This window comes from Psychrosphaera aestuarii, assembly GCF_017948405.1.
Lineage (GTDB): Bacteria > Pseudomonadota > Gammaproteobacteria > Enterobacterales > Alteromonadaceae > Psychrosphaera > Psychrosphaera aestuarii.
Genome location: NZ_CP072844.1, coordinates 36,546 through 50,081 on the forward strand (window position 1 = coordinate 36,546; position 13,536 = coordinate 50,081).

The 13,536-nt window shown below is 39.8% G+C and carries 12 protein-coding genes; 9 read left to right on the plus strand and 3 right to left on the minus strand.

Annotation, left to right across the window (positions count from 1 at the left end):
• Nucleotides 1–201 precede the first annotated feature (201 nt).
• Nucleotides 202–1,191, minus strand: coding sequence for a helix-turn-helix transcriptional regulator (locus tag J9318_RS00185; RefSeq protein WP_210560525.1), 990 nt, complete (start codon nt 1,189–1,191; stop codon nt 202–204).
• Nucleotides 1,192–1,279: 88 nt separating this feature from the next.
• On the opposite strand from J9318_RS00185, the gene J9318_RS00190 reads away from it, so the two are divergent.
• The 9 genes from J9318_RS00190 (at nt 1,280) to J9318_RS00230 (ending at nt 10,379) form a co-directional block, all read left to right on the plus strand.
• On the plus strand, nt 1,280–1,927 hold the full coding sequence (locus J9318_RS00190) for a hypothetical protein (RefSeq protein WP_210560526.1): 648 nt from the start codon (nt 1,280–1,282) through the stop codon (nt 1,925–1,927).
• Between the two features lie 9 nt (nt 1,928–1,936).
• Nucleotides 1,937–2,548 carry a metallophosphoesterase family protein gene (locus J9318_RS00195; protein ID WP_210560527.1) on the plus strand — a complete coding sequence of 204 codons (612 nt, stop codon included), beginning with the start codon at nt 1,937–1,939 and terminating at the stop codon, nt 2,546–2,548.
• A gap of 170 nt (nt 2,549–2,718) precedes the next feature.
• Entirely contained in the window at nt 2,719–4,137 is a 1,419-nt protein-coding gene (locus tag J9318_RS00200) for a FlxA-like family protein (RefSeq protein ID WP_210560528.1), read from the plus strand.
• A gap of 4 nt (nt 4,138–4,141) precedes the next feature.
• Nucleotides 4,142–5,287 carry a coiled-coil domain-containing protein gene (locus J9318_RS00205; RefSeq protein WP_210560529.1) on the plus strand — a complete coding sequence of 382 codons (1,146 nt, stop codon included), beginning with the start codon at nt 4,142–4,144 and terminating at the stop codon, nt 5,285–5,287.
• On the plus strand, nt 5,274–6,260 hold the full coding sequence (locus tag J9318_RS00210) for a restriction endonuclease (RefSeq protein WP_210560530.1): 987 nt from the start codon (nt 5,274–5,276) through the stop codon (nt 6,258–6,260). Before J9318_RS00205 ends, J9318_RS00210 begins: the two co-directional genes overlap by 14 nt.
• Before the next feature lie 1,057 nt (nt 6,261–7,317).
• Nucleotides 7,318–7,743 (plus strand): diguanylate cyclase, encoded by a 426-nt coding sequence (locus J9318_RS00215; RefSeq protein WP_244731752.1) that lies wholly within the window; start codon nt 7,318–7,320, stop codon nt 7,741–7,743.
• Complete coding sequence (locus J9318_RS00220) at nt 7,744–8,856, plus strand: beta-ketoacyl-ACP synthase III (RefSeq protein WP_210560532.1); 1,113 nt, start codon at nt 7,744–7,746, stop codon at nt 8,854–8,856.
• Nucleotides 8,857–8,884: 28 nt separating this feature from the next.
• A complete protein-coding gene (locus tag J9318_RS00225; RefSeq protein WP_210560533.1) occupies nt 8,885–9,568 on the plus strand; it encodes an iron-containing redox enzyme family protein in 684 nt (227 codons plus the stop codon).
• Complete coding sequence (locus J9318_RS00230) at nt 9,561–10,379, plus strand: DUF6999 family protein (RefSeq protein ID WP_210560534.1); 819 nt, start codon at nt 9,561–9,563, stop codon at nt 10,377–10,379. Before J9318_RS00225 ends, J9318_RS00230 begins: the two co-directional genes overlap by 8 nt.
• Before the next feature lie 230 nt (nt 10,380–10,609).
• Here the strand turns inward: J9318_RS00230 and J9318_RS00235 are convergent, their stop codons facing one another.
• Both J9318_RS00235 and J9318_RS00240 read right to left on the minus strand, forming a co-directional pair.
• Nucleotides 10,610–11,434, minus strand: a complete 825-nt coding sequence (locus J9318_RS00235) for a helix-turn-helix domain-containing protein (RefSeq protein WP_210560535.1) — start codon at nt 11,432–11,434, stop codon at nt 10,610–10,612.
• 98 nt (nt 11,435–11,532) lie between these two features.
• Nucleotides 11,533–13,317 carry a DUF885 domain-containing protein gene (locus J9318_RS00240; protein ID WP_210560536.1) on the minus strand — a complete coding sequence of 595 codons (1,785 nt, stop codon included), beginning with the start codon at nt 13,315–13,317 and terminating at the stop codon, nt 11,533–11,535.
• Between the last annotated feature and the right edge of the window lie 219 nt (nt 13,318–13,536).

The following is a 13,536-nucleotide window of genomic DNA, read 5'->3' on the forward strand; positions in this document are numbered from 1 at the left end:
TACGCTTCGCTCCGGTTTGCCCCTGCTGTAGGCGTGTCACCGTCCGAAATTGGCACGTTAGCGAAGTACACTAAGAGCGGTCTACAGACATTGAGCTGGACTTCACCCCTTTTCTGGCATCGTTATTCATTTGTTGATTTTATAAACCGCTTAAATAGAATCAAAACACGGCCTATGACTGCGACAAATTAAGTCGCTTAATCAAGTGTAATGTGATGATGCAATGTTTAATCGCTTTTTGATTTTATTCCTAAAGTGTTCCGGCTCGATGACTTTGATTTGGTCGCTGTGGCTGAGTATCCAGTTCTCCAATTCCAGAGTATGACCTATGATCACTTCAATAGACGCCCAGCTTCCATCAATATCTGTGACCTCTTGGTTAGGCAATAGCTGTTGCTCTGAAAGTAATTTCTTAACATGCCCGGTGACATGCATTGTCAGAGATAGAGGGGTATCGGAAATCAAAACAAACGCTTCGTCACTTTTTATAAATGCAGCCAAATTGAAGTCACTGTCAAAATGCTTATTGGTCGTTTCAATCGCTTTGATTCGATGAACCAGAATCGTTCTTACGTCCTTATAATCATAGTAACGACAGGCCAATACCAATTTTTTTCCTCTGACAATCAAGCCTAATGGCTTAATTGGGTGAAATTTATCTTGGTTATCATATTTTATTTTGACGACTTTATTAGTCAGCAAAGCATCATGTAAGACACTCAGCACAACTTCATCAATTTCATCAGGTTGAACAACAAAGCCGTCAGGAATTGAGGCTACTTTATGTTTCCATGCCTTTAAATTATCCGCAGAAAGTAAGGCATCATTTGCCTGTTTAAAAACCGGAGCTAGGCCTTCGAAAACCGACTGCGGAAGATAATTAGCCAGTTGTTGCTCAACTAGGCTGAGTGACAAAGCTTGCTCTATCGGAAGCTTATTTAAGAACCTGAACTTTGAATCGCTTGCAAAGTACCATTTACTCGGCCGCCGATCTGTACTGAGTAAACCGAGAATAGTCGAGTAAGTTTGCAGATCGCGTTCTATTGTTCTAAGGCTGACACTAAAGTGCCCTCCATACTCAGCAACTAGCGTCTCTAATATTTCCTTAGCCGTTCTAGACCTTGGCTCCACAGGAACACATGCAGCCATAGCCAAAATCCGTTCAAACACTTTTTTATCACTTACTGCCATATGCTTATCTTGACTATTTCACCTTAGCGACATAATTTGTCGGTTAAGTGTTGCATAATGGAACCAAGAAACACAAGAGGATAACGTAGTGCTCACAAGAAAATTATTTAAGGGTTTTGAGTTTGCCAAAGTCGGCCATTTTTACTTATCAGGTACGCCTTTCGAAATTACATCAAACGGCAAAACACGGGACTGGGAGAACCCAACTGCAATTCACTTGGTGACAGAGGAGATTCTTAATGCAGAATGTTCAACTTACTTGGTGACTATAGGAACTGAGCCAACAGAAGAAAACATTCTGTATGTTGGCGAATATACTAATTCCCTTAAAGAGCGTTGGTTTCGTGAGCATAAAAAAGGAAAGACTTGGGTTTCGTGGCACAGTGACAATTTAGACGACAATTTGAACCTACTACTTAAAAAGCTTAACAGCACAGAAACTTTGGGCAAAAACTGGGTGACTAGCGTTTCTAATAAAGAGCAACTACAGGGAAAAATGGAAGCATTGATAGAGCAAATTTCAGGGACAGACGATGGAAAAGAAATCTCGTTATGGTTAACCATAGATCCCTACCATGTTACGCGAAAGGCTGATAAGAAGGTTAACATCAGCAGATCTATTGAGCAGTTTTTTTTAGAAGATCCTGCTTTGGTCCTCCCTTTTAATTCAAAAGGCCGATTGAGTGCTTCCGGCAAGACTAGGGCCGTTGCCGATATTTTGCAAATAATGGGTTAAGCAGTCTACATGAAAATATTACATTGCACAGATTTGCATTTCTCCAGAGACGCTATCAACTGGATAGAGGCAAATCGAGCGAGCTATGATGTGGTCTGCCTGACAGGGGATTTTCTCGATGACAGAGAAGAAGCACCCTCTTTGGCGGAACAGGTCGCGTTCTTTACGAACTGGTTCAATAAATTTGAACAGCCGTTATTTGTTTGTTCAGGTAATCACGACTACTTCAAGGGCTCTTTGTCTTGGCTGTCCAATGGTTCTGGTCTGTATGGCGACGGAACACGAACCTTAATTGATGGTGTGATGTTTGGCTGCATCGGCTATGAAGCGGATAACTTCGAAGCCTATGTGGATTGTGATGTCGTTTTGTATCATGTGCCGCCAATCAGTTCATCCTGTGCTAAATCATCAGGTGAAGATTTCGGTTGCTTCGCTATAAAAGCTGCACTTAAAACAAGTATGTCCAAGGTGAAATATCTTTTGTGTGGACATATCCACAGACCAGCAAAGCATGCAATTCGCTTAGGCTCCGTAATCGTTTCTAACCCTGGCGGAGTGCACAAAAATAACCAAGCAAGTTACGCAATTATTGAAGTTAACCAGAACGAAGTACGGGTATGACAAAGAATATTCAATATGATGAAAGCCCGTATTCAAAACAACAAGTTGTTGAGTAAAGACTGAAAAGGACTTTCAAGAGGTCACAATGCAAATAGGATGCTAATGACTAGATTATCTAGTTGTGACAGAATTAATAACTAAAACAAAAAAATCGGTAGGATGTGGATTATATGGAAAGCTGTAATTATTGGACCCTATTTAGATCACTATTTGCGTTGGCCCTGCTATTTTCAGGCAGCCTTTCAGCAAATACAAATATTGGCAACCCCGTGCTTGATTGCAATCAATTAGGATGGTTGAGCTACAACCCTCAAGATTTTTTGTGGTATGTAGAACAAGGTGAAAGGAGCAATGTTAGGTTACCTGCAAGTTTATATGGACATAAAATATCTCCGCCTAAAACCACACCATATAGTCTCCCAGTCGCGCAGTCAGCTTACGAAAGAGCGTTGCAAAATTGCTACTCTGAAGGAAATAATGTCATTTATTCTGAAAATGAAATGGCCAGTGGCGATACATTAAAAAATGGGTTTACTAACAGCGCTGAGCTAATTGTTAAATACATTAAACAATCCAGAATTGGCGATATTAACCATTATCAAAAAGATTTTGATAAATTAAATGCACATATAGATAACTTACTTAATAAGTATTCTCAGTATGCGGTAGGCAGCGATGGTTATACCTATACAGAATTAAATAAACAACTTCAATCAGAATACTCGTCCTCAAAATGGTTCCTTGAACTCTTCAACAAAAATGTCAGTTATAGAGAGCATCCCAATCAAGAAATTCGAAAACGCTATGAAAATAGCAGGGATACTTTAAAAGATAAATTGACGAAAATTGATAATTTAACTCTATATTTCAAAGAACAAGCGAAGCTGGAAGCACAATTATCAGAATATGTTAAAAACAATGATTTAACCTCTATAGAAAACCTTGCTCGCCAACAAGAAATTGAAAAGGAAATTGAAAGCCTGCTTCATGACATTAAAAGTCAAAAAGCAAAAGAATCTATAGGAAAACCAGCATTAGAGCAGGCATCCAAAGGGGGAAATCAACTACTAGTACTAATTATTATGTCGGTAATAACCATTTTTACATGTATTGGCACTATAGTTGGTTTAGCTCGCAAGGCTCCAGTATATTACGATTTTGATGATCTGATGTATTCAGCGGGCATATTCGCTTGGCCTGTAGCAATTAGCCTTTTTATTTTCTCCGTGCCTATACCAGCCATCTTGGCAAATTTAATCCTTTGGGGGCCAACTGTTTTTCTAACATATAAAGTCATTGCCGCTACATGGAATGTTGGGCCACGAGCTTTGCTGCCTATTATTGTAGTAACAAAAGTCGTTTGGGCGCTTATGCTAGTCAGTGCGATTTTAATTGCTATGAATCCTTCAGGGAAAACAAGACAAGCTAGAAGAACTAAGCGTACATTAGCTCTGTTCTTCTTAGCTGTGGCAACCCCCATCATTTCAAGATTAATAGCCCGAAAAGAAGGGAAAATATTTAACCCGAACGTCCTGAGTATTTCAGGTGTAAGAGGGGTGGATAGAGTTAGCAGCGCACTAAGAGGATAAGAAAATGGCTAAAAATAATAATAAGCAGAATAACCCTATTCTATTTATCATCCTATTCATAGTCGCATTTCTAATACTATTGATAGGCACAGTGGGAGTTGTTCTTTATATTTCCGTGTTTTTATTTTACTTGTTTAAGTGGATAAAAATACCGCCAATAGCACCTGACACATTGCAGTTAACAGAACAAGAAGAAGCTGAAATTAACGCAACCCAAAATAGTGTTAAAGAAGAAGAGAAGGTAGTTCAGGCGGAAATAGAGCGATTAAAGAATACAATTATTGAGCCTGAAAAAGTAGCTAATACTTTTAAGCAGAAAATTAATTTTGTTAATCAGTTTAAGAATATAAACAACTCTAGTTCTATTAACCTAGAAAATAAAGATTTAGTAATAGAACAGCTTAAATTTGCTCCGGAAGATAGTGCTTATTTAAGTTCAATTTTTAATTCTTTAAATTTGATTACTCAAACCCAAGCTAATATTGATGCGACTATAGAAAACTATAGAGCGAACAATGGGAGCTTCAATAAAAATGGCAGTATCAGCTTAAAAAGCAACAAAGGGAAAGAAACGAAAAAGAATATCGACAATTTGAAGTTGGATTTAAATGATCAGATTAACACCTTAAATGAAAAAACGGCAGAGTTTTTAAGCGTTTTAGAATTGAGACGAGAACCATACTTAAAACAAATAACATCTATTGAGCAGCTGATTTCAGAGCAACACAGTTTGCTAAGAGCATTGTCACAAAAAGAGCAAAAATTAATTCAACACATTCATGCTGCGCTTAATAGCAGAAAAGAAAAAGCGCTTGATACTATCGCTGGCTTTCTTGATGAATATAGAATTAAAGCGACTGCCCTTGTCTCCATGTTTGCTTTTTCAGGTTCAATTGTTATCTGTTTAGATAACTTTAAACAAGAAATGGTCGAGTTAAGTAATTTTGTTACCACCACCCTCTCTCTTGAGTTAACTTTTCTCCCTGACGCGCTTTTTGGCGTCTTATTTTGTACGAGCATTGTGACCTGGTTTTTTTTCTACCTATTTTTTACGATGGCTTCGGATAAGTCCGCCCTGATGAAATTACAAAAACAATCGCCGGAATTATATAGCTTTCTAGAAAGAGAAGTAGACTATGCTAACCGATAAAAATATTGTACTTGTTAGGAGTCCATCAGAGTTAATAACCGATAACTTGGCGGGATATGGCTGGGGACAAGCAAATTTTTCAGCGTTTGATTCGATAAATGCTATTTGTGATTACCTTGCAAGTAATGGAATAGTAGTTGGCCGACACAGAAACCAAATGAAGCGATTCTATGAACTGAAAAATGGTGATGTAGTCGTTATTCCAGTGCACAGAGCAATAGTACTTGGCAAGGTTCAGGGAGCTAAAAGTTATGGACAGGGCATCCAGTATGGAGAAAACAGAGTCAGCGTTAATTACTTCAAAGATGAGCAAGGTTCTGTTATTAGAATCCCCCGTTCGAAGCTATCGCAAGGTTTAGAAAGTCGCTTAAAAATCAGGATGTCCATCGCGTCACTAAATGATTTTCGTGATGAAATCACAGAGTATGTCAGCCAGTTAGAGACAGATAACAAAGTTTGCTTTGACAGTATTTTTCAGCAAAAGAAAGATGCAGCCATTGAATCATTCAAGCAGAATCTGCTTTCAAATATAGTAAATGGAAATACAACACTGAAAAGTGGTGGGTGCGGCCTAGAGCAGCTAGTTAAGGAGTTGCTGGAAATTGAAGGGTACACTGCTCATATCGAAGCCAAAAACCAATCGTCGGATATCTCAGACATAGATATAACAGCAACGCGCAATGACCCTGTGTCATCAAATCGAGTATTTATTCAGGTAAAGCACCATAAAGGAAACACAAGCGATTGGGCTGTAAAACAACTGGTAGATATTGATGAAGATGAACACCACGATAAATGGGTGGTAACTACAGGTAGAGTTGACGATTCAACTATTAGCCTAGCGTCTGAGCATAATATTAAGGTTATGAATGGTGAAGACTTAATAGATTGGGTGTACAACCGTATTGGGCATTTAAGCCCTAAATTTAAAGAACAGCTGGGTATATCAATATTGCCACAAATTATTAATTAATCTGAGCTCCGGATAAGCAGAGCTAGGCAATAAGCTCGCTATAGACGTACAAAACTGCTTTGAACTAAACCAAACGTTCGATATTGCGTTAGATATATTTATTATATATGAAAATTTTAAGGTGATAGCTGTTCGGAACTATGGTTAATGAAATTGATGTCCAATGGGATGGCGTCTTGGCTTCTGCTAGTAAAATGGCTCACCAATTACGCCCACATTGTTTCTTGTATTCCTAATGTGTGAATTAGTTTTCTAGTTGCCTTATCACCGGGTTTTGTGTTTTATATTTTGAGGCTGCAAAATCTAGACTCAATGTTCTCTTTTGGCAAAGCAGTCGTTAAGTCGAATTCAGGTGGACGTTAGAACTTATTCGATTGAAGTAATCTGATGTTGGATATCTCAACAGGGTTTTTGTTTCCAACTTTGATTTATCAAAATTAGAGCGGTTTTTCTCACTCAAATACTAGCGTTATTTTTGTTTCCGACTTTCCTCTAACCGAGTCATTCGTTACGAACCATAACTCAGGGCTCATAGACGATTTTTGTTTCTGACTTTATTTAGAATCTACAACAAACTGTTAAGAATATAAAGCGGTCACTTTTAGTGGCCGTTTTTTATTGAGCCAATCTCAGCGAATATTCCACTAACAAACACCCCCATAACAAATATACATCAACAACTTGTTTCTGCCCCAAAACAGCCCAGAACATTTTGCTTAAAAATTAACACCATAAATTTTTAATTACACTGGTAAGTAGCTATCAACTTTGTTAAAACTACCCAATTCGGAAAAGGGCGCGAGTTGTGTAATGGTAAATGGATTCGAGTCAATGCCCCAGTTAAAGTTAAATACGGAAACCTATAGACATGTCGTTCTCAACCTGACAGCCTACCTTCTTAATCGACAAGGAATCATTGGAATTGGAAACCTCAGATTTACTTATAAACGCCTTATTATTTTTGTTTTTGCCACTTTGGGGCATAGCAGGATTTGTTGACTGGTGTTGCCACAGAGCCACTCATATCGAACAAAATTCGGGCCTGAAAGAATCCATTATGCACTCTGTAATGGGTATACAAATGGCGATACCAATCGCGCTCTGTCTTACTTTTGAAGTTAACGTCCTAATCTTAATTATTTGTTTTATCACCTGGATATGCCACGAACTCGTTGCACACTGGGATGTACATTACGCTTCGCCTAGACGAGAGATCTCTATCTGGGAAATGCACGCACATACCTATTTGGGTTCACTACCCACCTATATGTTAGCAACGATAGTCATCATCAATTGGCAGCAGTTTGAAAACCTGCTCACACTAAACTGGCAAGACAACGTGACGCTGAAGCTCATTGAGGCTCCCCATGGCGGCGATAAGTTTATCCCTATTTATCTATCGTTTATGGCAGTGGCATGCGTATTTCCATATATAGAGGAAAACATTCGTTGTTTAAGAATGCATATTAAGAAGGAAGGGTAATTGGAAGTATATATCACTAGCACAGGTAATCATTTACCCGGACCGGCTATCAACAATGACCAAATCGAAAAGGTCTTGGGGTTGATTAACGGAAAGCCAAGTCGACTAAAGCACAAGATCTTGCAGTCCAACGGCATTAAGACTCGTCATTACGCCATCAACGAACAGCACCAGACCACTATCTCAAATTCAGCCATGGCATCATTAGCAGGCAATGAATGTATCGAAAATAGCTCAGTAGCTAAAAATACCATTCAAATGCTTAGTTGTGCCACGAGCCAAGGTGACTTAGTTTTGCCCGGATTTGGCAGCATGGTACAGGCAGAACTCGACCTTTCTGGTGTCGAGCTACACTCCAGTCACGGAATCTGCTCAAGTAGCATGATGGCACTTAAAGCCGCATTTACTAGTATCAAAGCTGGCTGTAATAACAATGCCTTAGTTATAGCCAGTGAACTGTCTTCTAGATTGTTTAAACACACCCGCTATGAAGCATTAGAACAGCAAGAAGTCGACTTTAACGCCGAATTTTTGCGCTGGATGTTATCCGATGGTGCAGGCGCCTTGATGCTAGAGGACACACCGGCTACAAGCGGTACTAGCTTAAGAATTGACTGGGTCAAAAGTTACTCACATGCCGATGTCTATCCGACCTGTATGAGCGTAGGGACACCAAAACAGGCAGGAGGTAAAACATGGCAAGACTACCCAACCTATGGTGACGCTGAAAAAGACGGCGCTTTATTGTTAAGGCAAGATGTTCGGCTACTCGACAATATCATCAACGTTGGTGTGCAAGGTTATCTTAAAGTTTTAGATGAGCAACAGCTTTCGGCAAACTCTATCGATCACGTTTTGTGTCATTATTCTTCTAAGTATTTCAAATCTAAAATTTTTGAATTGCTTAACATGGCTAATTGCATGATCCCTGAAGACAGGTGGTACACGAATTTATATGAACGCGGTAATACCGGTTGTGCATCAATTTTTATCATGTTGGATGAATTTTTAAAAACGCAAACTTATAAAGCCGGTGACACTATCTTTTGCATGGTGCCAGAAAGCGGTCGTTTTAACTGTGCTTACATGCATTTAACAGTTGTTGAAAAGTAGCAGCGAAAACAAACTGGGAAAAACAAAAATGGAACAACACGTATTAACCCCCAACGGCCAAACTTGTTTGCAAAAATTACTCAAAGTTTGGTTTGAATTTGATTTGGCCTTATCAAAAGTGGGGATCATTAAACGACTAGAGCAAGGTAAATTGAGCCAAGCTGATTATCAAAAGCTGTTGTTAAACCTGCGTCAGCAGGTTATAGAAGGCTCGAGATGGATCACACGTTGTGCGTCTAGTTTTGACCGTGATCACAGCGATATTCGTTCATCTGTGATTCACCACGCCAAAGACGAACACAAAGACTATTTGATGCTAGAAAGAGACTACGTCAGCGCTGGCGGTCACTTAGAAGACATCCAGACAGCAGAAAAAAACATTGGCTCAGAAGCCTTGCATGGATTCTTGATGTACCGTGCGTCTCAGCCTAATCCGACTGACTTAATTGGTGCAATGTGGATAGTCGAAGGGCTTGGCAATAAGATGGCTGCCAAGTGGGCTAGTCTCGTTGACGAACAATTTGGCGTAGAACCTAGTATGACTACGTTTATGAAATACCATGGTGAAAACGACGAGCATCACCTTGAAGAGCTATATCAACTAATCGATCGTGTCGCGACGAACGAACATGTCATTGCCAAAATAGAAAAAACCGCCAAGGTGGTAGCTCGTTTATACTCTTTACAACTGGAGGAAGTGGACAATGTCTAAGTCAAAACACAGCCCGTATTTACAAGCGATCAGTAAAGACTCTTCCCTGCCGCTAGAGCAAGCAGCAGTTACCTTATGGCTAAAAGATTTGGATAATCCATTTCGCTGGACAATTCGACCTTTGTTGCAGTTTTTATTTGCCATTCTGCTACACATTGTGTGGCTTTTAAAACGTTTGCCTTTGCCTCAATTCAGTGCCCATAGCTTTCTGCAGAAAACCATTTGCTGGTTTTGTACACATTTTGTTTCTCCAGAGGCCAATTTGTTGATCCTTAGACATTTTGCTACTGAGTCAAACATTCTTAATTTTATGGCCGAGAACTCTAACCAACAGGCTAGACTCGAGTTATATCCTAAGTCTATCAATGACATGCTAAAAGACTCGTTTGTAAAACACGACCAAGAATTGTTTGATTGTTTTATTCATCTAGAAAACAACTGTCAGCCTTTAATGCCGGAACAACTTAAATGGCAAGAATGGCGTACTATCAATATGGACCAATTCGACGTTACAAAGCGCAAAACGCAAGTGTTCGATTTTGAAACGTCTCATGCCCTTTTTATGTGTTTGTTTTGTTTATTGCTAACGAAAGAAGAATACCGGGATGCTATCAATGGTTTTAACTTAGACCAATCCATTGCAATTAGAATTGGCAATATTATTGGCGAGCCAGAAATCGTTGAATACGCTTATAATAAATACCCTCAGTACCTTGTTGGTCCATGGAACTTAGGCCAACGATTTTTGATGCACGGATTTTTTACCGAGTATCTGTATGCCAGGTTAGAAACTATTAGAACGGAAACCTAAATGACTAAATTCAAACATGACGCTTATTAGATTTCTCTCGTCAGATTACAAGCTCTGCATACTTACAAGTTAAAACTGAATTTAAGATTAATTCTCCAGTATTGTCTATATCATCTTGTTTCTCAGCCAACGATCGCTGCTGGTAATGGCAGCTTTGGTGTGGGGCTACCAAACTGCTGAAGTCAGGTGCAGGAGATAAAAATACTGTTTACCTACTTCTGAAAACCCTTTCAGAATGGTGATGAATAACTCACTTTTGTCAATTGGCGTTTTATTTGCAGGCTCACCTTTGCCCAAATACGTTTCCCATCTTCTAATGTTTCAAGTGGTGTTCTGCCACAGCACATTTTTCCTTGATGAGTTCGTTCAGTATTGTAATAAACTAGCCAATCGTCCAGATCTTTTTGCAGTTCTTCCAGTGAGCTATAAAGCTTCTTACGGAATGTGACCTGATAAAACTCATTTAGTATCGTTTTGTGGAATCGCTCCCAGATCCCATTTGTCTGAGGTGACATGGCTTTTGTTTTCGTGTGAACAATGTCGTTTATCGCCAGATACAACTGGTAATCGTGATGTTCGACCTTACCGCAATACTCAGTGCCTCTGTCCGTTAGGATACGCAGTATAGGTAGCTCTTGTTGCTCGAAATAAGGCAGAACCTTATCGTTGAGTATGTCTGCTGCTGTGATAGGCGTTTTAGTCGTGTAGAGCTTAGCGAACGCAACCTTGCTGTATGTATCGAACGTTTGCTGGTAAATACGACCGACACCTTTGAGATTACCCACATAAAACGTATCTTGTGAGCCAAGATAACCAGGATGAGCTGTTTCGATTTCCCCAAATGCTTCATCAACTCTGTTCTTGAGATTAGGAGACCGACGATTTTTATCAATTAACGCATCGAGCCCGCCTTCCTCGACTAGCTCTTGGTATCGATAAAATGTATCTCGTGAAACGCCCATGACTTTACAGGCTTTGGATACGTTACCTAATTCTTCGGCTAAATTAAGTAAACCAGTTTTGTGTTTAATGATTGGATTGTTAACATGCAACATGAGAGTTACCTTTTGTTTGTTTTGATTAAATATTCGACACCTTTATCAAAACGGGTAACTCTCAATTTTTCAAATCGAAATGTCAGATCTTGTCTGAACTAATTCAAGTCAGAAAAGGATGCTGTTACATTCTGTTCGAGCAAATCGAGTGGCAATGCGCCACTGTTCAATACATCGTCGTGAAACTGCTTGAGTGAGAATGCCTCACCCATTGCAACTTTTGCTTGCTCGCGGAGTGCGAGTATTCGCATTTGCCCAATTTTATACATCGGGCCAGAGCCCGGCACTACAATGGCTCTATCAACCTCAATTTCGGCTTCGTCACGGCTAAGTGCAATTTCAGTCACAAGGTAATCAATCGCCCGCTCCCGCGACCAACGCTTAATATGCAACCCTGTATCTATCACCATGCGACCTGCGCGTGTTAAGTCATATTGCAAGTATGCGAGTATCTCTTCAGGGGTAGAATATAAATTTAGGTCATAACCCAGACGCTCTGCATACATTCCCCACCCCTCCATATATGCGCCGAAGGGGGTTTCCGAGAGCACTATCGGCATGCTTGCTAAATTAGCGGTCACTGACTTTTGATAATGATGACCAGGAGTACCTTCATGATAGGTGAGTACCGGTAAACTATTTTCCGGCAATGCTCGCATGTCCTTTAAATTGACTAGCACAGAGTTTCTCGCGTACCGAGCCAAGGAATCTTTATCTTCTGTCAACAATGGACTTCGAATGAACTCAAGTTCAGGTACATTCGTTATCGAAAAGTACTGAGGTAACAATGCGTTCATTCGTTTTTGTGCTTCTGTCATGCGTTCTAAAACACGTTGTCTTCCTTCGGGGCTATCTGGGAAATATAAAGCTTCGCGTGAGCTAAACGCTGCCATTGCCTCCGAAAATATTGGTGACGTGATGCCTATGTCATTATTTAGGATTCGCATCATCTCCGCTTGAATACGATTAACCTCATTAACGCCTGTCTGATATACCTCATTCGCTGTTACATCGGCGGTTGTATAAAACTCCAGGAGGGCTTGATAAGCGTTTTCTCCGTCTGGCAAACGCCAGTAGCCTACCCCGTCGCCAGCACGCATATGAAGTTCTTCATACAGCGCTATCATTCTGTGATAACTTGGATAAACATGATGCTCAATCAGTGAGGCCGCTTGATTGAGAAAAATTGCTTGCTGCTCTACATCAACATCCTCCAGCGCCAACATGCGAACCTTAAGGGATGTAAGGAGAATATTGTCCTCAATTTCAGACGAGACAAACTTTTTCAATTGTTTAATAACGTTTTCGAGCACGATCTTTGGTGGGATAATGTCCCGCTGTTCGCGATACCTGACACCATCAATCACCCTACTGAAGTAACGCTCACTGTCCTTCAATCGAGCCAAATAACCTTCAACGTGCACTTTACTCTCGATAGGATGTTTCTTAACCATCATATCCGGGAATCGACTATGTAATCCCCCAAAGGTATCGAGCGGATAATTATGATATTTGTATTTCTCTAAGTTGATTAACTTATCAAGGAGGTAATTAACTGCTTGCTGATTGAGCTTTTCTTGATCTTGTAAATTAGTATATTGATTTACTCCTGCTTTTAACGCGTACAGATTGGGCAGTTTTTCTAAGAAGGTTAATTCTTTCCCCGAATCTAATTCGAACAAATGCGCTGTCAGCCCTAACTTATCAAGTCCCATTCCGGTCTTCATTTCTGGACTTGTGAGCATCAATTTTATGACCTCTCTATCCAAGTATAAACGCATTGAATAGGGTTTGTCGGTGAACCACTGATGGGCTCCAACAGATGTGGCAATTAAAATAATCGCAAGTATGGCACCAGCGATCCAAAAGAAGATTTTTTTCATATCCTTAACTCTTATATAAACCTAGGGTTAGGAGTGAAATTACGAAACTGAAGCATAAAAAACCTGAAAAAAAGTTAACTTTTTTTTGAACGAGTATAATTAATCGACAGATTAACCAACATCAAATCCGAGACTGCTTAGATTTTGTCCAATAATAGATAAATTGTTTGCATCATTGTGCTCTGTTATAGTTTTACCAGTAAAAAAAACCTGTACGCT

What these genes read in the sequence shown, in the direction of transcription:
- J9318_RS00215 (WP_244731752.1), top strand. Translation starts at nt 7,318, where the DNA reads ATGCACTCTGTAATGGGTATACAAATGGCGATACCAATCGCGCTCTGT.
- J9318_RS00185 (WP_210560525.1), bottom strand. Translation starts at nt 1,191, where the DNA reads ATGGCAGTAAGTGATAAAAAAGTGTTTGAACGGATTTTGGCTATGGCT.
- J9318_RS00240 (WP_210560536.1), bottom strand. Translation starts at nt 13,317, where the DNA reads ATGAAAAAAATCTTCTTTTGGATCGCTGGTGCCATACTTGCGATTATT.
- J9318_RS00235 (WP_210560535.1), bottom strand. Translation starts at nt 11,434, where the DNA reads ATGTTGCATGTTAACAATCCAATCATTAAACACAAAACTGGTTTACTT.
- J9318_RS00205 (WP_210560529.1), top strand. Translation starts at nt 4,142, where the DNA reads ATGGCTAAAAATAATAATAAGCAGAATAACCCTATTCTATTTATCATC.
- J9318_RS00225 (WP_210560533.1), top strand. Translation starts at nt 8,885, where the DNA reads ATGGAACAACACGTATTAACCCCCAACGGCCAAACTTGTTTGCAAAAA.
- J9318_RS00210 (WP_210560530.1), top strand. Translation starts at nt 5,274, where the DNA reads ATGCTAACCGATAAAAATATTGTACTTGTTAGGAGTCCATCAGAGTTA.
- J9318_RS00230 (WP_210560534.1), top strand. Translation starts at nt 9,561, where the DNA reads ATGTCTAAGTCAAAACACAGCCCGTATTTACAAGCGATCAGTAAAGAC.
- J9318_RS00195 (WP_210560527.1), top strand. Translation starts at nt 1,937, where the DNA reads ATGAAAATATTACATTGCACAGATTTGCATTTCTCCAGAGACGCTATC.
- J9318_RS00200 (WP_210560528.1), top strand. Translation starts at nt 2,719, where the DNA reads ATGGAAAGCTGTAATTATTGGACCCTATTTAGATCACTATTTGCGTTG.